The sequence below is a fragment of the Aurantiacibacter xanthus genome, assembly GCF_003584015.1.
Lineage (GTDB): Bacteria > Pseudomonadota > Alphaproteobacteria > Sphingomonadales > Sphingomonadaceae > Alteraurantiacibacter > Alteraurantiacibacter xanthus.
The window spans coordinates 1-20998 of the sequence record NZ_QXFM01000025.1 but is presented as its reverse complement, the minus strand read 5'-3'; the positions used below and the strand labels follow the sequence as shown (position 1 = coordinate 20998).

Annotated in this window: 23 protein-coding genes; 7 read left to right on the top strand and 16 right to left on the bottom strand. The window is 62.3% G+C overall.

The features are described from left to right. Window positions 1-128 precede the first annotated feature (128 nt). Genes D2V17_RS03350 through D2V17_RS03340 form a run of 3 tightly spaced genes read left to right on the top strand, consistent with a single transcriptional unit; the run spans window position 129 to window position 2129 of the window. The gene (locus D2V17_RS03350) at window positions 129-608 is read left to right on the top strand and encodes a carboxymuconolactone decarboxylase family protein (RefSeq protein WP_119591722.1); all 480 of its coding nucleotides are present in this window, start codon (window positions 129-131) and stop codon (window positions 606-608) included. A gap of 16 nt (window positions 609-624) precedes the next feature. Then, entirely contained in the window at window positions 625-1272 is a 648-nt protein-coding gene (locus tag D2V17_RS03345; RefSeq protein WP_119591721.1) for an FMN-dependent NADH-azoreductase, read from the top strand. Beyond that, window positions 1272-2129: a sigma-70 family RNA polymerase sigma factor gene (locus tag D2V17_RS03340; RefSeq protein ID WP_191229064.1), complete on the top strand. Its 858-nt coding sequence runs from the start codon at window positions 1272-1274 to the stop codon at window positions 2127-2129. The genes D2V17_RS03345 and D2V17_RS03340 overlap by 1 nt, the downstream gene beginning before the upstream one ends. A 65-nt stretch (window positions 2130-2194) precedes the next feature. Here D2V17_RS03340 and D2V17_RS03335 read toward each other — a convergent pair whose 3' ends face one another. Then, on the bottom strand, window positions 2195-3157 hold the full coding sequence (locus D2V17_RS03335; protein WP_119591719.1) for an oxidoreductase: 963 nt from the start codon (window positions 3155-3157) through the stop codon (window positions 2195-2197). A gap of 60 nt (window positions 3158-3217) precedes the next feature. Here D2V17_RS03335 and D2V17_RS03330 point away from each other — a divergent pair, with 60 nt between their 5' ends. Further along, complete coding sequence (locus D2V17_RS03330; protein WP_220474056.1) at window positions 3218-4135, top strand: AraC family transcriptional regulator; 918 nt, start codon at window positions 3218-3220, stop codon at window positions 4133-4135. A gap of 316 nt (window positions 4136-4451) precedes the next feature. On the opposite strand, the gene D2V17_RS03325 is transcribed toward D2V17_RS03330, so the two are convergent. The 5 genes from D2V17_RS03325 to D2V17_RS03305 form a co-directional block, all read right to left on the bottom strand. Next, window positions 4452-5564, bottom strand: coding sequence for a hypothetical protein (locus tag D2V17_RS03325; protein ID WP_119591718.1), 1113 nt, complete (start codon window positions 5562-5564; stop codon window positions 4452-4454). A 288-nt stretch (window positions 5565-5852) separates the two neighbouring features. After that, window positions 5853-6527 carry a hypothetical protein gene (locus D2V17_RS03320; protein ID WP_119591717.1) on the bottom strand — a complete coding sequence of 225 codons (675 nt, stop codon included), beginning with the start codon at window positions 6525-6527 and terminating at the stop codon, window positions 5853-5855. A gap of 7 nt (window positions 6528-6534) precedes the next feature. Next, the gene (locus tag D2V17_RS03315) at window positions 6535-7407 is read right to left on the bottom strand and encodes a restriction endonuclease (protein WP_119591716.1); all 873 of its coding nucleotides are present in this window, start codon (window positions 7405-7407) and stop codon (window positions 6535-6537) included. After that, window positions 7404-7679, bottom strand: coding sequence for a type II toxin-antitoxin system RelE/ParE family toxin (locus D2V17_RS03310; RefSeq protein ID WP_119591715.1), 276 nt, complete (start codon window positions 7677-7679; stop codon window positions 7404-7406). Before D2V17_RS03310 ends, D2V17_RS03315 begins: the two co-directional genes overlap by 4 nt. Then, window positions 7679-8311 carry a hypothetical protein gene (locus D2V17_RS03305; protein ID WP_191229063.1) on the bottom strand — a complete coding sequence of 211 codons (633 nt, stop codon included), beginning with the start codon at window positions 8309-8311 and terminating at the stop codon, window positions 7679-7681. Before D2V17_RS03305 ends, D2V17_RS03310 begins: the two co-directional genes overlap by 1 nt. Window positions 8312-8714: 403 nt before the next feature. Here D2V17_RS03305 and D2V17_RS03300 point away from each other — a divergent pair, with 403 nt between their 5' ends. The 3 genes from D2V17_RS03300 to D2V17_RS03290 all read left to right on the top strand — a co-directional run bounded on the left by D2V17_RS03300 (window position 8715) and on the right by D2V17_RS03290 (window position 12051). Beyond that, window positions 8715-8981: a type II toxin-antitoxin system RelB/DinJ family antitoxin gene (locus D2V17_RS03300; protein WP_119591714.1), complete on the top strand. Its 267-nt coding sequence runs from the start codon at window positions 8715-8717 to the stop codon at window positions 8979-8981. Between the two features lie 98 nt (window positions 8982-9079). Beyond that, window positions 9080-10531, top strand: coding sequence for a toll/interleukin-1 receptor domain-containing protein (locus D2V17_RS03295; protein ID WP_119591713.1), 1452 nt, complete (start codon window positions 9080-9082; stop codon window positions 10529-10531). Beyond that, window positions 10531-12051 carry an argonaute/piwi family protein gene (locus D2V17_RS03290; protein ID WP_119591712.1) on the top strand — a complete coding sequence of 507 codons (1521 nt, stop codon included), beginning with the start codon at window positions 10531-10533 and terminating at the stop codon, window positions 12049-12051. The genes D2V17_RS03295 and D2V17_RS03290 overlap by 1 nt, the downstream gene beginning before the upstream one ends. A gap of 130 nt (window positions 12052-12181) precedes the next feature. Here D2V17_RS03290 and rlxS read toward each other — a convergent pair whose 3' ends face one another. From rlxS to D2V17_RS03245, 10 genes are all read right to left on the bottom strand, one after another. Next, window positions 12182-14161 carry a relaxase/mobilization nuclease RlxS gene (gene rlxS / locus D2V17_RS03285; protein ID WP_119591711.1) on the bottom strand — a complete coding sequence of 660 codons (1980 nt, stop codon included), beginning with the start codon at window positions 14159-14161 and terminating at the stop codon, window positions 12182-12184. A 291-nt stretch (window positions 14162-14452) separates the two neighbouring features. Continuing rightward, window positions 14453-14587, bottom strand: a complete 135-nt coding sequence (locus D2V17_RS21890) for a hypothetical protein (RefSeq protein ID WP_281270530.1) — start codon at window positions 14585-14587, stop codon at window positions 14453-14455. A 210-nt stretch (window positions 14588-14797) separates the two neighbouring features. Continuing rightward, window positions 14798-15463 (bottom strand): lytic transglycosylase domain-containing protein, encoded by a 666-nt coding sequence (locus D2V17_RS03280; protein ID WP_119591710.1) that lies wholly within the window; start codon window positions 15461-15463, stop codon window positions 14798-14800. Beyond that, window positions 15451-16050, bottom strand: a complete 600-nt coding sequence (locus D2V17_RS03275; RefSeq protein WP_119591709.1) for a S26 family signal peptidase — start codon at window positions 16048-16050, stop codon at window positions 15451-15453. The genes D2V17_RS03280 and D2V17_RS03275 overlap by 13 nt, the downstream gene beginning before the upstream one ends. Beyond that, complete coding sequence (locus D2V17_RS03270; protein WP_119591708.1) at window positions 16043-16297, bottom strand: helix-turn-helix transcriptional regulator; 255 nt, start codon at window positions 16295-16297, stop codon at window positions 16043-16045. Before D2V17_RS03270 ends, D2V17_RS03275 begins: the two co-directional genes overlap by 8 nt. A 175-nt stretch (window positions 16298-16472) precedes the next feature. After that, window positions 16473-16805: a DUF736 domain-containing protein gene (locus D2V17_RS03265; protein ID WP_030540676.1), complete on the bottom strand. Its 333-nt coding sequence runs from the start codon at window positions 16803-16805 to the stop codon at window positions 16473-16475. 438 nt (window positions 16806-17243) lie between these two features. After that, on the bottom strand, window positions 17244-17498 hold the full coding sequence (locus D2V17_RS03260) for an HNH endonuclease (protein WP_119591707.1): 255 nt from the start codon (window positions 17496-17498) through the stop codon (window positions 17244-17246). A 150-nt stretch (window positions 17499-17648) separates the two neighbouring features. Next, window positions 17649-19433: a ParB/RepB/Spo0J family partition protein gene (locus D2V17_RS03255; RefSeq protein ID WP_119591706.1), complete on the bottom strand. Its 1785-nt coding sequence runs from the start codon at window positions 19431-19433 to the stop codon at window positions 17649-17651. 102 nt (window positions 19434-19535) lie between these two features. Then, entirely contained in the window at window positions 19536-19940 is a 405-nt protein-coding gene (locus D2V17_RS03250; protein ID WP_119591705.1) for a DUF2958 domain-containing protein, read from the bottom strand. Further along, entirely contained in the window at window positions 19937-20923 is a 987-nt protein-coding gene (locus D2V17_RS03245) for an ArdC family protein (protein WP_119591704.1), read from the bottom strand. The genes D2V17_RS03250 and D2V17_RS03245 overlap by 4 nt, the downstream gene beginning before the upstream one ends. Window positions 20924-20998: the final 75 nt, after the last annotated feature.

Sequence of the window (20998 nt, the reverse complement as noted above, 5' to 3'; positions counted from 1 at the left end):
GAGCAACTGCCGTGTGCCACCGTCTGGAGCATCACCGCGCGGCATTCGCGCCAGATTAATTCTCATCCAATGTCACATCGCGGCGTGCTGTGTCGTCAAGGCTTGCATCAACACTTGAGGAGCAAGTCATGTCACAGCGCCTGGACCATCTGAAGCAACATCCCGAACTCACGGCGAAGCTTACCGAGCTAACCCTGGCAGTGAAGAAGGGCGCGGTGGAGAAGGCAATTCTCTCTCTCGCCGAGATTCGCGCTTCGCAATTGAACGGCTGCGCCTTCTGCGTGGATATGCATATCAAAGAAGCCACCCTTCAGGGCGAACGCCCGCTGCGGCTACATCATGTCGCCATATGGCGAGAATCGCCTCTGTTCGATGAACGCGAGCGCGCGGCGCTGGCATGGACGGAAGCGGTGACGCGCCTGTCACCCGAAGGCGTGCCGGACGATGTCTATAACGAAGCGCGCAAGCATTTCTCGGAGCGGGAACTGGTCGATCTTACCTATATGGTCATGGTCATCAACGCCTGGAACCGCGCTTCCATTGCGTTCCGCTCCGTACCGGGATCGGCGGACAAGGCCTTCGGCCTCGACCGCGCCGACCTCGCCTGAGAACAGGAGCAGGCTGATGGCGTCCATTCTTTCCATCCTTGCCAGCCCCTACGGCGCCGCCTCGCGCGGCGCCACACTGGCGGCGCAGGCTGTCGCCAATCTTCAGGCGGCCGATCCCTCGCTGGCGCTTGTGGAGCGCGACCTGTCGACGCTTTCCCGGTCGGTCATTCCGTCCTCCTATGCCGATGCGGTGCTGGCGCGGCAGCCGAGCGATCATCCTGCCTTCGGCCTCTCCGAAACGCTGATCCGCGAAGTGGAGGATGCGGCCTTCATCACCATCGCCACGCCCATGCACAATTACACTGTGCCCGCATGCCTGAAGCTGTGGATCGACCTAGTGCTTCGCCACAGCCGCAGCTTCGCGCCCGTAAACGGCGTGAAGACCGGCCTGCTGGGCGATCGGCCAGTGCTGGTGGTAGTGACCTCGGGCGGCGCGGTCACCGCCCAGGATGCCGGGCAGCCTGACCATCTGACCGGCTATTTCACCGATGTGCTGTCCACCATCGGCATATCCGATGTGCGCTTCGTCTATCTTGAAGCCCTTGTGAATCCGGTGCAGGCCGGCAAGGCGATAGCGGAAGGAGCCAAGGCAATACTCCAGGATCCGGTGTTCGGCAGCAGGCAGGACAGCGTGCCAGTCATGGCGTGGGCGGCAAACAAATGATGGAACCGCAACCCTCAGACGCCGCCTTGGAAGCTTTTGAGCCGCTTCGCCCCCGGCTGATCCGGGTCGCCTATCGCATGCTCGGTTCGGTCGCGGATGCGGAGGATGTGGTGCAGGAGGCCTTCATCCGCTGGCTGCGCACCGACGACGCTGCAATCCGCGAGCCGGAGGCCTTCCTACGCACGACGGTTACGCGCCTCTGCCTCGATCACCTCAAATCTGCTCGCCACCGCCGCGAGACCTATATCGGCCCCTGGTTGCCCGATCCGGTGCTGGACGAGGAGGAAGAAGAGGACGTGACTCTGCCGCTAATGCTGGCGCTGGAGCGGCTGTCACCGTTGGAGCGTGCGGCCTTCCTGCTGCACGATGTGTTCGGCGCGGCGTTCGACGAGGTTGCCGCCACCATCGACCGGGATGCCGCCGCCTGCCGCCAGCTTGCCGCGCGGGCCCGCGCCCATGTGCGCGAGGCGCGGCCGCGCTTTGCGGTCGAGAAGCAGCGCGGCCTCGCCATCGCGCAAGCCTTCTTCGAAGCATCACGCAGCGGGGACATGGCTGCGCTGGGCGCAATGCTCGCTAGCGATGTAGCGATGCATGCGGATGGTGGCGGCAAGCGCCCTGCCGTGGTCCGCCCCATCTTCGGCAGCCGCCTGGTACTGCAGCTCCACAAGGCGTTGGCCGTGCTGTTCCGCAAGCAGGGTTCTCAGCTGGTCGACACGCGGCTGATCAACGGCCTTCCTGGTTTCGTCACACGGGAAGCCGATGGCGAGCTGCAGACCACAGCGCTGGAGATCGAGCACGAACGGATTGTCGCCATCTATGTGATGCGCAATCCCGACAAGCTGAAGCATCTGCATTGAAGGCAGGCGGGCGGGTTGCGTTCGGCGCGTCCGCTTCTCTGCTCGCAAACATCTTTCTGGGTGGTCTAGCAGGAGCAACCCGTCCATTGCGACGAGAGTGTCCAGAGGCGTTCGGCTGCCTCGTCGTCGATGGCCCAGGGCGCGACGCCCTTGCGCCCTATTTCGGCTTGGTTAATTCCGGCGATGTCGCCATCTTCGCAATAAACGCCGCCCATGCCTTCCAGAAGCGGGCTCGTTGCGCACCAGAGGGCGGTTGCTGCGCCTTGCTCAGGCGTCTTCATGCCGCGTGCCGGGTCGATGATCGGCTTGCCGTGCGCGTCGAGTGCATCGAACCCAGCCATCTCCTCTTTCGAGAGATGCCGCGCCAGATCAGTGATGATCTGGCCGGGATGCAACGAGAAAGCGCGAACGCCATGGCCCTTGCCCCTCCGGTCCAGAGCACGGGCGAACAGCACGTTCGCCGTCTTGGACTGCCCGTAAGCCACCCATTTGTCGTATGAACGGCGTTCAAAATCAATATCGTCGAAATCGACACCCGCAATCTGGTGCCCGCGGGAAGACACGGCAATGACGCGAGCGCCCTGGTCGGCCAGCGCGGGCCAGAGAAGGCAGGCAAGCCGGAAATGGCCGAGGTGATTTGTCGCGAACTGCGCCTCATGCCCGGCGGCATCGCGTCGTAATGGCGAGGCCATGATGCCCGCGCTGTTGATCAGCAGATGAAGCGGCCGCTTGCTGGCCATGAAGCCGTTGGCAAAATCGGCAACAGATACGGCGTCGATCAGGTCCATGGGCGCGATTTCCACGCTCTCGAGACCAGCGAGCGCTGCTTCCGCCCGATCAAGGTCGCGCGCTGGCACGATCACCTGCGCGCCAGCACGGGAAAGCGCTCTGGTCGTCACCAGCCCAAGGCCCGAATAGCCACCCGTGACAATGGCAGTGCGGCCAGAAAGGTCGATACCGGCGATGACGTCGTCGGCGGTGGATGCGGCGCCGAAAGGCGATCCGATGGGTTCTTGCAATGTCGTCATGAGCGGATTTCTGGAGTAAAGCGGCCGGATGATCGATCCTCATTCATCCGGATTCTTGTCGTGATCGTCCAGGATGCACCAGCGGATCCGCTTTCGGATGTCCTCAGCATCGTGCAGGCAAGCGCGGCGTGCAGTGTGCGTTTCACTGCCGGCGGCGACTGGGCGCTGCGGTTCTCGCCCACGCACGTGAAGTTCAACGTCGTTCGCTTCGGCACCTGCTGGATCCTGGCAGAGGATTCTATGCGGCGATTATCATCCGGCGATTGCTTCATGGTGGCAGGCACACCCTTCGTGCTGGCGAGCGATCCGAAACTGCCGCCGGTCGATGCCGCGAGCGCGTTTGCGAACGACGCCAGTCGTGGTCAGGTAGGATCAACTCCGGACACCGAGATTCTGGGCGGCAGCGTGAATTTCGATAGCGCTCAGGCAGACTTGCTTTTGCCTCTGCTGACCGGCCTGTTGTTGATTGAAGCCGAGCAAGCGGGCGCCTCACCGATGGGATGGCTGATCGCCCAACTCGATGCCGAATGGCGCAGCAATCTGCCCGGCGCGAGGGCCGCATGCGACGACATGATCCGCCTGCTGTTCGTGCAGGCTCTCCGCAGCCATTTCAGTGGCGGCACAGACATCCCCAGCTGGCTCGGCGGACTGTCCGATCCTCCTGTGGCAAGGGCGCTCCAGGCCATCCATGGTGATCCAGCGCACCACTGGCGGCTCGACGAACTCGCCTCTCTTGCAGGCTCATCGCGATCAGCCTTTGCCGAGCGGTTTGCCCGCCGCGTTGGCATGCCGCCGGTCAGTTATGCCACCAACTGGCGCATGCGTGTGGCTGCAAGCCAGCTTGCCTCAGGATTGAAGACCATCAGCGAGGTGGCATCACAGGCAGGTTACCTCAGCGACAGCGCATTCCATGCCGCCTTCCGCCGCGAAATGGGCGTATCTCCCGCTGCATATCGGCGGAAATTTCGCGCAGCATAGAGTGCTATTCATTTGTCGCTTTCCGCCGACATTCCTGCCGTTCGGCTGCATTATTCTAAACATTGAAAGCTGCCCTCTGTACACTCGTACAGATCGGCTCCCGCCGGTGGCCGAGAGTTGCTCGGCTCAAAGCTCGTTGCGCTCGGCAAAGCATCAAGCGATCACCGACGGCGATAGGGAGGTAGCGACCGTACTGTCGACCTCAGAGTGGCCATTGTGTCCGGCGAAACAGCAGCTGGTAGACAACCCCTCTATGGGGCCGCCGGTTCGCGCGAGGGCTATTGCAGATGTATGGCAATCACCCCCGATTACTCGCTTAGTCGCGCCGCAACTCCTGTTCTTCCGGGCCTCGGCGATGCAGGATTTCCGGCGCCAGAGCGCTCAACCATGACGAATAGCGATGGCTGGCGTCAGGATCACTCGCGATCACAACTAGCGCCCGCAACTGCTCCGGATCGGCTTTCGAATAGATCATACGCAGGGCATCCTCGGGCGACGCGGCTTCTGCCGCGAACGCTTGGTCGGTAGCTGCTCGGAGGAGAAAGCTCGGAAGATCGAGACTTTGATCTAGAGTGTCGGTCGTGCGGTATCCCGTCACGTTGCCGACAAGCTTGACGAGCGGTGGCAACGGGCTGGATATCGGTGCGGGACCATCCTCATAGAACACGTAGGCTGAGGTGCACTCGTTAGTGGCTAGACGGTCCTTCTGATAGCCACGGGTTGGATTGTGCTGCGAGACGTCGGCCTCCGGCCTCGTATACCGTTTGGCTTGGAAAATGAGAGGAACGATCCGCGACCGCGGATCCAGGGGGCCTCGTTCATTGGGAAGCACCGTTCTCCCGTCGAAGTCGAGGATCAAGCCGAAGTCTCCGCCGGTCTCCTGCTCACCGCCCAGCACCTGCAAATCGATGCCGTGAAAGCGCAGCTCCGCGCCCATCCGTCCGATGGCTGGACGCAGGTATTCAGCCCAGACTTCCCCCCGGCCTGAAAGACATTCCAGGAGTGCCCCCGTCAGTGTTTCCTCCCTCGCGCAATTGCCACAAGAATTCATCTGAAACCGAGAGCTCGCGTCGAGTGCGGTCATTAGCAGCCACCAATGTGCCAGATCGCGATGAGTGTGTGGCGCAGCCAGAACCCGTTCAAGCAGCTGGGGCAATTGAATTTTCGAACCGATCATCTCACTAGTGAACTGCGCGACGAGATACTTGCCTGTCTCTCCGTAACCGCCTGAAAATGCCTGCGACATCAGAGACTGGCAGATTCGGGCTTCGGTGTCCGCACTCGCGGTTAGAAGCTCATTCAAGGCTTTCCTGATGCTGTCGCGATTGAAAAACTTGAACGTCGCATTTGCGATGTTGCCGAGTTCGTGGGCCGTGAGGCCTAGTGCATCGAGCGTGGTATTCGTGCCTTCCTGCGCGTCATCGTTCATGTGCAGATCCCTCCCGGAATAAAGATTGGGATTAATCGCTGCAGTCTGAAAATTACGTAACCGATTGCCCGCTGGAACCAGTCATTGGCTCGTCAGGTCGACGTCGACTATTGGTCACCGGCACATATCGCCGACATTGCCGCCATTCACAGCGTTGCGCTTGGCCGTTAAAACCGGACATTCAGTCACGCGGCAATTGTTGACGCCTCCTGGGCCGATGCCGATAGGCAGCTTTTAGATCGGCATGGACCACAAGCTGCCCCTTTTGTCGTCAAGCTCAGCTATCCCTCACGCAGACACAATCTTCCGATCAAGTTTCGCAATCTGACAGCGAAGCGACAGCACCCAAGCCTCATGGGCGTCCGTGAGCGCGCGATAGGCCTTCGAAACCTTGCTGACTCGAGAAGATGCCTCGATTTTAGCGGCAGCGCAGCGCGCTTCGATCTCGGCCCACTCCTCATTTGAGAAATTGTGATCTTCATCCTGCTGGGAGTTATGGTCGGCCCAGTGCGCGTCACTGAGTGTCGACACGAGCTTTTCGATGGCGCTCCTCAGCTCCAACTTCCGAGCCTCAATATCGGCATGTTCGGTATCCGCGAGGATTACCAGATACCAATCGAGCACACCGTGGAAGGCTTGTTCAAGTTGATGCGCGCCTTCGGCGTCGATCTCCATTGGCTCGCCATCGGGATAAAACGTCAGGCGATCGGCCATCGATAGCGGCTCGCGCATCGCAGTCTCGACTTTCCCGAAACGGGCGAGCGCATCGCGCATCAGCGTGGCCAGCGTTTCGCGGTGCGAGATTCGCGTCTGAAGGTTCGTATCCTTCAACTGCTTCCAAACTGGAATGCCAGCGACGATAGCGACACCGATCGCTACAATGCCGGTGAGCAGCGTCTGGAAATCGTAAATGAAGCAGCCGACCGTCGTCAGGATGCATTGGCTCGTTTGGCTGCAGGTCATCCTTACCTCACTCGAGAAAGAGAGTTTCGATCGGCGTGAAGACCGCGCCAGTCTCGGCCGCGCGCCGAACCTTCATCGCGATTAGAGCATCGATACCGATCTCACGTTCGAGCGCGATCTTGATCTCGCGCCCTTCCATGCAAACGAGCTTCTTGCCCTTGCCGAAGGCGTCGAGCCCTTGTTCTGTGAATCCGCCGAAGCTCACGAACAGGCCCCGTGCCCATGCGGCCTTCTGTTCGATTTTGCCGTGGAAGCCGTGAAGCTCGGCGATGCTGACTTTCCGGTTGAGCCACTTCGCTTCCAGCAGATAGGTCTCGCCGGAGAGATGAAAGCTCCCGTCGATCTGCTCGCCGTAGAGCTTGAAGGGCTCACGCGCCGCCATGCCGAACGCGTTAAATAGCTCTTTCAGATAAGCCTCAAACGCATAGCCCCGGCCCTGCGCCGGAAGATCACGCACGCCTAGAAGCCGGGTGAGAAGGCCGGACCAATCCTGAATCGAGAGCTTCGGTGCCGGCACCAGGCCGGTCGGGATTCCCGTCGCCGTGCCTTCGAGGCGTGCCACGACGGCGAAGACCTGCTTCTTGGCGAGGGGCTGAGGGTCATCCTGATTGGAGCCCTTCAGCATCGCGTCGCGATAGTCCCACAGAAGCCGGAGTGTCTTTGCGGCCGTGCCATCATCGACGATCGTCAAGAACCCGCGGAGGCGCTTGCCCTTCGAGGTGCCCTCGCGCTTGTAGATCTCGGCGTCGATGTCGACGTCTAGTTCGAGCGCGAAGAACTCGCCGAACGTCTGGTTCGAGAAGTTGAGGATATAGCCGCGCTCCCCGCCCCGGAAGACAAGGTCGATCATATCCAGCTCGACCGGCCGGATCGTGCTCATGAGAAGAGTTCGCTGTGCGATCCCAGACGCACGAGGCTCAGAGTTTCGTCGTTGGGCTTGGCATAGATCAACACCAGGTCGGGCCGGACATGGCAGTCGCGATACCCCGCCCGGGTACCGCTCAAAGCATGATCGCGCAGCTTCTCCGGCAACGGCTCATCCGTCGCGAGAAGCTCGATCACCGGCACTAGTACGGCGTCGAGCCCCGGATCGGTCTTCTTCTCGCGTTTATAGTCGCGCTTGAATTTGGTGGTGCGTTCGATCGCGCGCATCACACCACCCCGTTGCTATCCGCCGCCGGCGCCTCGGGGCCGGCGGGCACCGCAGGCGGCATAGCCGGCGGCGGGGGCGGCGGCGGAGGTGCCGTTCTCGGTGAATGCGGCACCGGCCAATCCATCGTCATATCCGCCACCCCGACCTCAAGCGCCGTCTCGATCAGGGCGTTGTAGCTCGCTTCCGTCAGACCCGGCGTTTTGATGTGGTGGTGCCACCGTAGGATGAAATGCGGATTCCAGATGATCGCATTCCCCAGCGGCCCGGACTTGCCGGGCTTGATGTCGATGAATTCGAGATCCTGCAGCAGCTTCATCCGCGTCGCCCAGGTGTGCTCGCCGCGCTGGCCACCGAAGCCCGACGCGTTGGCCATGTCGGGATTCTTGTTCAGAATGACGAAGTTGTTGTCCCAGGTGTTGCACCAGAGGGTCAGGTAGGTCGCCGATACCGGCGTCCCCTTCGTCATCTCGTCCATTATCTTGAGGATCATGGGCATGGTTTTCGGTATCGTGGTGAAGCCTTTCTGCTTCTTGCGATCCCACAGCCATTGCTCCTTGCCCGGCCAGAGGTGGTCGCGAAGCGCCTGCTGCTTCTTCGCGATTGCGCTGGCCTCCCGTACTGTCGCCATCATAAAGTTCCTTCTGTTTTACCGACCGACGGCCAACCGCCGATCCAATGACGACCTTGTAAGAGAAAAATAGTAATAATATCAATGATTTAGGTATTTTGGCGGGCGAATCGAGATGCACGATTGTCGCGACTCTTACCCCTAAGCTTTACGGATATGTTGCATCTCAACAAGGTGATTGCAGCATTTATTGCAGAGATTTTCAAATTCCCGAGCTATTCCAGCGGGTTGGTAGCAAGCTCGCAGTACTCATATGTGCTGATTGTTCTGATACGTGCTGCTAGTGCTGCATGTGCTGCTGGGGATAGTCCAGAAAGGGGGTAGGCCAAAAATCTTGACCCGGCGGTCGTAAGGGCCCATTTAGGAGTTGTAGCTACAATGTGGCTACCGAAACTGGAAGAGAGCAATGGCCGCCGCTGAAGTCGTTAGAGCGCGTATCGACGCTGGGTTGAAGAAGGAAGCTACCGACGTGCTCGGCACGATGGGGCTGTCCGTCTCTGACGCAATTCGAATGATGCTCGTCCGGGTCGTTGCCGACCGCAGCTTGCCTTTCGAGGTCCGTTCGCCGAACCGCGAGACCGAGGCGGCCCTTGAAGCCGCGGCACGCGGCAACGCGTCGCGCTTCACGACTGTCGCTGACCTTATGGCGGACCTCAACGACGATGAGGACTAGGTCTCCTACTGATCGCGACGTTTAATTCGGCCAACCCGGGGATTGGTGCAAAACCTGTCAGCGGTGGGCTAGGATCGTTACGCTGGACAATATGCATCATGGCCGACGCCGAGACACCTTCCCAGATCAGTGACACCGACGATGTACCCGTCCGCCGCACGGTTTTCATCAGCCATGCGAATCCCGAAGACAATGAATTCACCGCTTGGCTGGGTACTCGCCTTATCGGTGCGGGTTATCACGTCTGGAGCGACTTGCTCCGCCTAATCGGCGGCGAACCTTTCTGGCGCGATATTGGTGATGCGATCAAGGATCATGCCGCGGTTGTGGTGCTTGTCCTCTCTCGATCGTCGGTTCTGAAGCCAGGTGTCCTTGACGAGATCGCATTGGCGGTTGCCACCGCACGCAAGCTCAAGAATCCCAAATTCATCATTCCCATTCGTCTCGACGATCTACCCTTCGATGAGTTTCCCGAGCAGGTGATCCGGCTCAACGCGATCAACTTCAACGGTAACTGGGCTGAAGGTCTTCACCGGTTGCTTGAGGCGGTTGACGAACGCGCGATCTCAAAAATCGAGAGCGCGCACGAACAGGGCATCGCTGAGTTCCGCAATTTCCGGCTGCGACAGAGCGCGGCGATCGCCCAGGAATCGGAGATCATCGAGGGGAGTTGGCTCAGGATTAGCAGCCTGCCCGCCACCGTCTATCTCAACCGCTATGGGGGCGACCCCAAGGCGGTCGCCAAGGCGCTTGGGCAGTTTAAGACGCCGGCCATCGCTTGGGATCGGCTGGGGCTCGGCTTTGCCCGCGCCGGCGAGATCGTCGAGGCCGAGACCCCCGACCTCTCGGTCGAACATGGTTATGCGGTCGACCTGCAGAGCTTCGTCGCGGGTCAGACCGAGGACGCCCCGCAGCTACGCGGTGCCGATGCCCGCCGTATGATTGCGAATCTGCTTCGGCAGGCTTGGGAGAATTTTGCGACGGGCAAGGGGCTAATGCCCTATGAATTTGCGAACAGCACCGGCTGGTATGTCCCACGGGGGCTGATCGAAAAGGACACGGTCGTCTTCGATGATCGCAGCGGAAAGCGGCGGCGCAAGCGGCTGACCGGGCGGAGCGAGAAGCGTGACGTCTATTGGAGCTTCGCGGTGACGGTTCATCCCGTCGTCGGCCGACGATGGCTGTTCGAGCTCAAGCCACAGGTTGTGTTCACGGAAGACGGCCGCAAGCCGATCGAAAGTAAACCGAAGATGGCACGGCTGCGCAAAAGCTTCTGCAAGAATTGGTGGAACGACCAATGGCGGACGCTGCTCAACGCCTATGTCCGCTTCCTCGCCGGTGAGGACGGTGTCATCCGCATCCCGCTGGGCGGCAGTGCAGAGCTTACTCTTGCAGGCGAACTGATGGCGTTTGAAGCGCCCACCCGGATCGTTGGCGACAGCATCTCGCCCGCCGAGGCGGAAGCGATTGAAACCGAGACTTCGGCCGATAGCCTCGACGACGGCGAAGATCGCCCTGACCTAGACGACCTCGGCGACGAGGAAGGCTGATGGCACCGCTCAAGCTCCTCCAGCTTCCCGAACCGCTACTCGGCTTTGGCTATCAGCAGCGCATGGAGCATCCCAAAGATGGTTTGTTCCTGTTCGGACCGCTCGAAGATGGCGCACATCCGGCCGAAATGCGGATCGGCGTCATCGGCACGGCTGCCGGTATTGGTCACTTCAAGACATGGGCCAAGCGGATCCGCGGACATATCCCTTCGGCGAATCCCGATGCGGCGCATCATGCCAGTTGGCCGGGATTTGAAGCGGTATTCGAGACGCGCTGGCCCGAGCGCCCGATCACCGAAATCACCGTCGATGCCAGTGCGCTTGCCAATGCCATCCGGATCGAGAATCGGCATGAAGCTATTTCGAAGGCGGTCGCGATTTTTGAAGAACCGATCCGGCGCTACCTCCGTCAGGAGGAAGCACCGCCGACGATGTGGTTCGTCGTCATACCGGAGGATGTCCATCGCTTCGGTCGCCCTAAGTCAATCGTGCCGCGCGGCGAGCGTGTGAAAGGCGATGCGCGACTGAGCCGTCGCGCGGGAAAGTTCGTACTCGAGATGGGGTCGCTCTTTGCCGAGGAGGTCGAGGCGGCCGAAATTTACCGGTTCGAACTCAACTTCCATCATCAGCTCAAGGCGAAGCTTCTCGACCAAAAGGCGGTCATTCAGATCGTGCGCGAGACGACGCTCGATCCAGAATCCTTTGTCGATGACAAGGGTCGGGCGCTCCGCGCAACACAGGACCCCGCAACGATCGCCTGGAACCTCTGCACCACCGCTTTCTTCAAATCGAGCGGCAAGCCGTGGCGGCTCGCAGACGTACGGCCGGGCGTCTGCTATGTCGGCCTGGTCTTCAAGAAAGACGGCACGGCGCTTGGTGGCGCCAATGCCTGTTGTGGCGCGCAGATGTTCCTCGACAGCGGCGACGGAGTGGTGTTCCGCGGTGCAGTCGGGCCATGGTATTCGGAGGCGGACAAGTCGTTCCATCTGACGCAGGCCAAAGCCGCCGAACTCATGACGCTGATTGTCGAAGCCTATCGCGACATGCACGGTATGCCGCCAACCGAGCTATTCATTCATGGCAAGGCGCGCTTCAGCGATGACGAATGGGCAGGTTTTTCATCTGCGGTTCCCGCCGAAACCAGCTTGGTTGGCGTCCGCATCCGGCCGACGAGCGAACTGAAGCTGATGCGTCTCGGCAAGACGGCGGTACAGCGAGGAACGGCCTATATGGTCGGCGAACGCCTCGGCTATTTGTGGACCAAGGGGTTCATCCCGCGGCTCGCGACCTATCCAGGCTGGGAGGTGCCCAATCCGCTGTTGGTAGAAATCCATCGTGGCGAGGCGGATCTTGCACGTGTCATGACCGACGTGCTCGGGCTGACCAAGATCAACTTCAACGCGTGCGTTTTCGCCGATGGGCTGCCGGTTACATTGAAGTTCGCCGACGCCGTCGGCGATATCCTGACTGCCGCACCGGTTGGTGACTTACCTCCCCTCCCATTCCGACACTACATCTAGAAAACTGCACATCTGGCAATTTAGGGGGGCGACGACCCAGACCACCGGGCAAAATGAACAAACGACCACTCCAGCCAGTTGTTGCCCATAAGCGGACTTACCGGAGTGTCCAACATGTTTGCCGATCCCCTCAAGAAATCGACGGCCCTCCCCGCTGACGTCCGATTGTCCAGTTGATGCTGTCTCCCCGCATGATGCCGGACACCTGTTTGCCGACATGGCGATCAAGAACGGGACGCCATGGCACAAGGGTAAACTCGCGTGACTTTTCGATCAGCGCAAAGCGCCCCGAGGCGAGTTCGATGGGCCGACGATAGACGCCCTCAATCCGTTCTCCCGATCTGGCCTCGGTATAGCGCAATCCAAGCTCATCGGAGAGTTGGCCTGCCACATGGTTCAATTCCCGCCGGCGAAGCGTCTCCAACAGACTTGCCCGGAATATGACGCGGCCCTGCTCTTCCTCTGCCAGCCCCTCTACTACCAGCCATTGCCGTCGACGCTCCAGCGCCTCGTGAACATCTCGCCCAAATCCGGCATCGCGGAACTGGTCGGTTTCGGCACCGACTAACTGCCGATCGAGCCAGGTGGCCCCATCACTGCCCACCTGCCGGTCGAGCGGCAATGATGAAAGGGTGCTGACGATGACGGGTGCTGCCTTCGCCCGCTGCGCCTCGAAGGCCGCTGCCCGTTCGAGATGATCGGCAGCGATGATCCATGTACCATCGGCCTCACGCTCCAGACCCCCCATTGCCTTGCGCATGGCTTCCAGACGCCGGACATGGGTTTCGGCGAACGTTTGCGAGGCATGGGGATCGTGCCGCAAATGGATGTCGAGCGAGTAGCGCCCGCCATGAGCCGCAGCGATCTCAGCAACAGTGCGATCCACCATGCGGGCGGCTGTCGATCTGGCCTCGATCCGCACCACCGCGCCAGTAGGGATTGCTTCCGTGACATCGCCCTTCCCGATATCGACATAATGGCTGCGTCCATCGCTCGCATCGACGATCAGATAATGACGGTCGTTCATCTCGTCGGACAGACCTCGCTCGACCACCCGTCCAATAATCGGCGTCATGGAAACCGGATCGGCAATGGCATAGTCGGCCGCCGCGCGTTCCAGTCCATGCTCGGTAAACGCGCGCTGCATCGTGCGGATGATGTCGCCGCGCTCGCCCATGCGGCGCAATGTCTCTTCCATCCCGTCGGCGAGCCGCCAGCTGCCGGGTGCGATTTCCTCGGCCAGCCCGAGCCGGCCAAGTGTCTGCAGCCTTCCTGCCCGCAAACCTTGCTGGAAGGGATCGCGGTCGTTTGCTTCCACTACGCGGGTCGAGTCCATGCCGCGCAGCAAACGGCGATCGATGCCGGTCAGCCGTTCCTGACCGATTTCGTTCTGAAGCCGGTCGGCGATTTCGAGGTCGCTTCGCGGGCCGAGATCGAGCGAGACAAGTTCGGCGGCGCGCTCACGCATACCGACCGTCAGATATTCGCGGGCGATGACCAGGTCACGGCCACGCTCGTCCTTGCCGCGCACAACGACATGGGTGTGGGGATGACCGGTGTTGAAATGATCGACCGCGACCCAATCAAGGCCGGTCCCGAGATCCTGTTCCATCTGCGCCATCAGGCGGCGCGTAAGGGCACGCAGATCGTCATAATTCTGACCGTCCTCCGGCGACACGATGAAGCGGAACTGATGGCGGTCACCGGCCTGCCGGTCGAGGAAGCTCCTGCCGTCGGCCTTGTCCTGCTCGGCGGAATAGAGCTGCCCGGGCGCGCCCTCGCGGGTAACGCCGTCGCGCTGAATATAGCGCAGATGCGCACGGGCAGCGTCCATCCCCCTCGCCCGGTCGAGCCGGACGATGCGCGATTTGACCACAACTCGGTGCTGACGGAAGGCCGCGAACCGATCGCGCGAGGCGAGCACCCGGCCCACGCCGACACCTACCCCGGAGCGATTGCCGTGAAAGGCCCCTCGCCGCCCACCGGCAGCCTTGATTCCGCCTGCGAGATTGGCGGCCTTGAGCACCTGGCTCATATAGCTGCGACCGCGCCGGATCGGCGTGCTGCGCGGCTTGCCAAGACGCGGTTCGATCTCGTCGTCATGCGACATGGCAGAAATCCGCGATCAGCCCGGATGGCGCCATTAAAAAGCGCAGTAATCCAAGGGTTATAGCGACACATGGCGCCATGGCTTGCCGGATAGCGCCATCGCCGAACACCGCAAAAAGGATGTGCAGACAGTGAGTTATGGCGAGAAGGCCGCAAGGCATGGCGCCATTTCTTTCATCTTGCCTTACGCCCCCTTCCCCTGACCTCGCGCTCCTCCACCCTTCCCAGTCACCACAGCCAACCTTCGACCGAGATGGGAACGATGCTGAACAGTGCCGTTCCCGGGCCCCGATCAGAGGCCTCTCGGATGCTGCTCCAGCTCCCGCAGAGCGGCCTCCAGTTCGGCCTCGATCTGCGCGATCTCCGCAGGATCGTCGTTCCACCCAAGTTCGGCCCGAAGCTCTTCGATATGCTGTAGAAGTTCCATGATCGCCTCCTGATCTCGTAAAGACAGGGGCGGATTCCGGCAGGGAGCAGGCCGGGTCAGGGACCGCGAAGCGGCCGCGCGAGCGGCGATGGGGGAGCCGATTTTGCGTCAGTAAAATTGGGGGAACCGTCGTCCTTGAGGCGGTTTGCTGCCTGCCGGATACTGGGCAGGCTCGAGCGGATATTACTCCCTCTCCGCATGACCACGCGCTCATTTCCGATGCTCCGAAGACATGTTCAGAGGCACGAAAATCGCGTTTTCCGGTTCCGAACCGGGTGGCGCAGGCGAAGATTCAATCGTCTTATCCGTCCCTTCCAGAGCGAAAAACAGCCGCGTTCCCGACAGCATGGCAGGCGGCATTTCCTGCGTTGCGGGGCTCCTTGCAAGCTGCGCGATATAGGCCCGGGTCTCGCCCGGAAGCGGCCTTCGCGAGCGCAAATACTCGGCATAACGGCCGGGGCCTGCATTATAGGCCGCAAACAGGCCGGGATAGCCGAAGCGGTCATACATCGCGCGAAGATAGGCGGTTCCAGCCATGATATTGTCGCGCGGATCGTGAGGGTCGGGGCCAAGACCATGGCGGCGGCGCATCGCGTTCCAGGTGCCGGGCATAAGCTGCATCAGGCCCATCGCGCCTGCAGGACTGGTGATCGGGCGGCCCTTCCAATGCGTCAGTCCGGCACTTTCCGCCTGCATGACGGCGGCAATCCAGGCTTGCGGTATGGCAAAACGCTGCGAGGCTTCGGCAATGATCGGCCGCCAGCGCTCCACTGCCGGAGTGATTTCCAGGACCGGTTCCGGCGTTTGCGCCAGACTGCCGGACGGTATGACGAGTGCCACCAGAAGCGGCGCGGCGAGGCGGATCAGCGCAGCCATAGCGGCCTCGCCTTTCCGATCAGCGCATCCTCATCGACCGGCCCGAAATAGCGCCCGTCGAAGGAATCCGGCGCATCCATGAGCAGCAGAACCCGGCCGCCACGGAGCCGCTCGCAACCGTTCCACCATGGGAGCGGACGGCCCCGTGTGTCTGCGCTGCGGCGAGCGGCAACCCATGAGCCGTTGATGAAAATATTACGCCCCAACGCACAGACGTCATCGCCGCTTTCGGCCGCGATGCGCTTGAGCAGGGGCACGTTGGCAGGCAGGTAGCGACGCCTCGCGGCCATCGTCCGGACGCTGCGCGGTGTCCTTGCCAGCACCATGTCGCCGGTCTGAAGCCGCGCATGGGGATCGATGCGCCAGAGCCCGACCGGAGCGCTCGCCGAAGCGTTCCAGACCAGACGCGGCGCGGGGCGGATGGCAAAATCGAGCACGGTCGCCAGCCCCAGAAGGGCAAGGCCGATCATGCTCGCTGCCAGCACCGGACGGCGCCGGGCGCGCAGCTGGCGCGCGAGAGGCGGGTCCCATTCGAGCAAGGGCGCAGGCGCGGGGCGTGGCAGGCGGGATACACGCGGCTTACGCATCGCCCGCCTCCTTTCCGGAAGCCCCGGAGTGCAGACCAGCGAGGGTGCGGCGGGACCAGTCGTCGAGGTCGTCGATATGATAATTGACGCGGCCGCCATGCCGCCGGTAGCGCGGCCCCTCGCCCCGCCAGCGCATATTGGCCAGCGTTTTGGCCTGCATGCCGAGATAATGCGCGGCCTGCTTGGCGTTCAGAAACGGGCTGCCCTTGCGGGCCTTTCCGGCCCGGTCGAAAGCGTCGTCATCCATATAAGCGATCCTTTCCTGACCCAGGCGGACGGATCGGGACCGCCCGCGATGAGGCAGGAAAATGCGGGCGCGGCGCAGCGGCCGGCAGGGTCGATTCTGCGTGCATCGCTTTTCGACCCCCTCGCCGGACAGCGAAGGCTCCGCGCCGGTGGGGACACGGAGCCTCGCGGGGCGATCAGGCGGCTTCGTTGACGATCACCGCCAGCACATCGTCATCGTCCTGGCCGGCAGCGCGGCCGAGATTGGCGTAGATCGGCCATTGCGCGATCTGCGGATGGAAGATGCGCAGCGAGATATAGGGCTTGCCGGTCTCGCGCGAGGTCTTGACCCAGCCCGCGCCCAGCTCGTTGGCGCCGCTGAAGATGCGGAAGTCGGGCTGGCGTTCATGCGCCTTGGCGGGGTTGGGGACGATCTCGATGCCGACCGGATTGCGGCGTCCGAGCAGCGCGATTGACCCACGCATTTCGTTGGTTTCGGGGTTGCGGGAAACGATACCGAGAGTGGACATGAAATGCTCCTTCATCTGTTCGCCGGAGCCGATCCCCGGCGATGCCGGGACCGTGATGGGCGCGGGAGAAGGGCCGCACCCAAAGGGCCGCAGCGCAGCGAAGGACCGGACTGGCCGGGCTATTTTGGAGCGAAGCGGGCGCGAGGAGCCGCGTTTACGCGGCGGGGAAAATAGGCAGGCCAGCCCGGTTGCGCGGCCTTGGCCCGCGCCCATAGGTCGATGAGGCAGCCGGGGATCGGCTCCGGCCCAAACAGCATGAAGGGCACCACCCTTCCTGCGCGGGTTGTTCCCGAACATGAGTCTGAAACCTGTGCGTATGGATCGCGAATACTCGGATTCCATCCTATCCGGCGCCCGGACAATGCCACGCCGGAAAGCACCTGCAGCGCCGGGATGGTCGTCAAGTGGCAGCGCGAACGGCACGTGCGGACTAACCGTCTAGCGCGGAAGCTGGTAGCGAATACGCAAGGTCGCGCCCTGCCCAGATGGCGGCGCATGGACGATCTGATCGCCGCCGCGCATCGCCGCGCGCATCACCGAACAGCAGGCGGGCATGCGGTGATCGGGGCCGGGACAGCCACCGACATTGCGATGCAGTTCGCCGGAAATCACTTCGATAAAGGCAAGGCCGCGCGCTTCTGCCCGCGCGATCTGACGCTCCAGTTCGATGCGGAATTCTTCGCTTTTCGGCATATGCCCTCCCCGTGTCCTGGCGATAGGGCAAAGCCCTGCCGGGCAAAAGACATGCCGCCCGCGCGAGATCCGAAGGATGCGCGGGCGGCGATTATTTCAACTGCCACAGCAGCGAAACCGGGGGCAGCGATGCGCTGCCCCCTTGCCCGGTCATTCCGCTGCGATGGCATAAGGATCGATCTGCGGCATCGGCACTGGCAAGCCTTTGATGAGCGGCTCGACCTGCTTCCATTTCGCCAGTGTCGCAAATGGCCGGACGGTGTAGCTCTGGGCCGGGAAACACAGCCATTTCGGCACCCAGCCCTCAGCCGGCTTGCGGCCATTGGCACCGTGCAGGCAATCGCGGATGATCGCCTTTTGCGTGCTTATCTTTTCCGCGACATTGCCGTCGGCAAGCGCCTTGCCAGCCACTTCGCGCAGCAGCGCATTGACCACCTGCCGGTCACGAATGAGGTCGAACAGCGCATCGTCCGGCGTCCAGAAACGCGCCATATCCACCTCCAGATAGCTGCCGACCGCTTCGACGATGGCGCTGCCCGCCTGCATCGTCTCGCCCATGACCACGGCGAGGATTGCCATCACGTCATGATCGCCAAGGCCGATGAGCCGCGCGAAGATTGCCGTGAGATCGTCGCCGCCACCGGTTGCGTTGGGCGCGTCGGGCGGGAAGTCGAGCAGAGCCAGAACCGCACGGCGCTTCTGGTCGAACAGCGTTTCCGCAGCGCAGGTTTCGACGCTTGTCGCAATGGCCTCATTGCGGACATGCTGGCCTTCTACCCGCACATTCCAGAGCGGCGAACCGGCAATGACATGGGCGACCATGAGCCGCAGCGCGACGGCGGGATGATCGGTCAGCACGGCCCGCGCGGCGGCGTGGCGGTGCAGATCGATATAGGTCTGCAAGGGACCGGTCGTCTCGCTGCGCTGGTCGCGCACCGCCTGCCGGTCGGCTTCGGTCCTGCCGTCTTGCGCCTCGAGCGCGCGGGCTTTCTTCGCGTCCCGGCCCGACAGCCAGCCTTCATGGCATTCGACTTCGCCCTGATGGCTGATGCTGATGAAGACCTTGCCGCCCTTGTCTCTGGGCGTGCGCTCATATTCCCATGAATGGAAATATTGCCCCGGCTCCATCACCTCGACCTCGCCCCAGCCCTCGGCCAGAAAGGCGTCGCGCTTCGCTGCGATGGCGGCATTCTGCGCGCGCCAGAACTGGTCGCTGTCGGCGAATATACCATCCTCCCCGAACAGGTCGGCAATGATCCGCCCCTTGTAGGTTTCGAGCGGGAACAGGGCGTGTTTCGTGGAAATCGACACGCCGCCAAACAGCCAGGACTTGAGCTGGTGCCCGGTCGGGCAATAATCGTCCTCACTGTCGAACAGCGCCAGCCATGCCTTCTGCTGCGCCTTGGTGGCGAGGGTCAGATGGCGAATGCTGGCGGCGTTGATCTCGCCTTCGCGATAGAGAGTGCGGATGCGGGGCAGCAGATTGCCGAGCGCCAGAACGCGGCGGACATGAAGATCGGTCAGCCCGAAGGTCTGGGCGATCTGTTCGACGCTGCGCCCTTCCTTCTGGATCAACCGGGTAAAGCTTTCCCATTGCGCCACCTCGTCGGGATCGAGGCGGGCAATATTCTCGATCAGCGAGGCTTCGAGCGCGGCGGCATCGTCGCCTGCGTCCATGACCGCGCATGGGAGCGCGTCGGCCTCCCCGCTTTCGCTGGCTGCAAGTGTCGCTGCATGGAAACGCCGCGCTCCGGCGATAATGGCGAACATGCCGGGCCTGCCCTCGTCTTCGCCCGCCCGCACGATGAGCGGCACGATGACACCGCGCGCCTTCACCGTGGCGAGAATGTCGGACACGTCGGGCGGCTTGGTCCCGTGCCGCATATTGGTCTTGCTGACGAACAGCTTGCCAAGATCGATATTTGCCAGTTGCATGAGGATTCACTCCTTTTCCTGGGGGTGGACCGGCTGCATCCGCTGCGTCTTGTAAGGGCTCGCGGGCGCAGCCGGGATAAGCGCCTTCAAGAGCGGCGCGGCTCATCCGTGCGGGTTTGCCCGGAATTGCGTGGGGTCGAGGCCGAGCGAAATGGCGGCCTCGCACAGCCAGCGTTCGCGCTCGACGATGCGGCCCTGCCGCCTTGCGGCTTCGGCATAGACAACGAGCGGGAAGCGGGCGGAAAAGGTGCGGTCACGCTCGATCCGGCACCCGTAGCGAAGGCGCAAGGCTTCGATCTCGGCGAGACTGAACGAACCGAGTTCCGGGCATCCGAAACCGAGGTCGGCAAGCCCGAACAGCGTGTCGCCATCGGCATCGAGTTCCGAGGCCAGCCACGTAGCCGCGCCGAGAGGATTGAAGAGTTTGAGCAGCGGCACCTGTCGGGCACCGAGCGCCTCGCCCTGTGCCAGCAAGCGGCGGCGAAGATCGGTGGGGAGCAGGATCATGCCGCCTGCCTCCCCGGCTCGTCGCCGGTCATCGCCTCGCCGTGGCCAAGGATATAGTCCGCCGCCTTGCTCGCCTGCCCCGCCGCGCGGAAGATCGCGCGATTGTCTTCGCGCAGCACTTCGAGCCACGATCCGACATAATCGGCGTGCCGCACGGTCGGTGCGATCCCCAAGGTCGCGCAGATGAACGCGGCGGAAATCTCGGCGCACAATTCCTCGCGCGCATAGGCTTTGGAGCCGAAACGGCCGGACAGGTCGCGACCGAGCCGGTGCCCTGCTCCGCTCCAGTGCGAGAATTCATGAAAAGCGGTGCGGTAGAAATTTACAGAATCGCGAAAGGCGGGTTGCGGCGGCACCGCGACATAATCGCCGCCGGGCGAATAATAGGCCTGCGCGCCGCCGATGCGGAAATCAGCACCCGTTGCCGCGATCAGGGCCTCGGCATGGGGGATGATTTCACGCTCGGGCAAAGGTGCGTTCTGCGTAACCAGCGCGTTCAGGGCATCTGGGCGCAGCCCTTCGCACTGCGCGACATTGAAGACGGTAAAGCGTTTCAGGAACGGCACCGCGCGGGCGTCGTCTCCGCTCTCATGGGCGCGCGCCTTCTCCGCTTCGGGAATGAAGCGGTCGGCATAGACCACGGTCACACCCTTCTCGCCCTTGCGCACGGTCCCGCCTGCCTGCAGCGCCTGCCGAAAGGTAAGCCAGTTTTGCGAGGGATAGCCCGCGCCGATCGCCGCGCCCCAGAGCAGCAGCACATTGATGCCCGAATAGGCCCTTGCGGTGAGTGCATTAACGGGAAGGCCCGGCCCGCCGCACCGGCTGGAATCCCAAGGTTGAACCCATGGGAAGCGCCCTGCTTCCAGTTCCGCTATGATCTTCGCGGTCACCTCGTCGTAAAGGCTGACGCGCGCCTGCGCTGCTTCCTGACGATCCCTGTTGCCGACCTCGCCGCCTGCACGGCGCTTGCGGGAAACTCGCATGATCTGCCTCCTTCACTGGCCAAAACCCCGCTGCAGATCCCGCCGGGCGTGGCGGGTGGGCGGCAAGCGATCCGG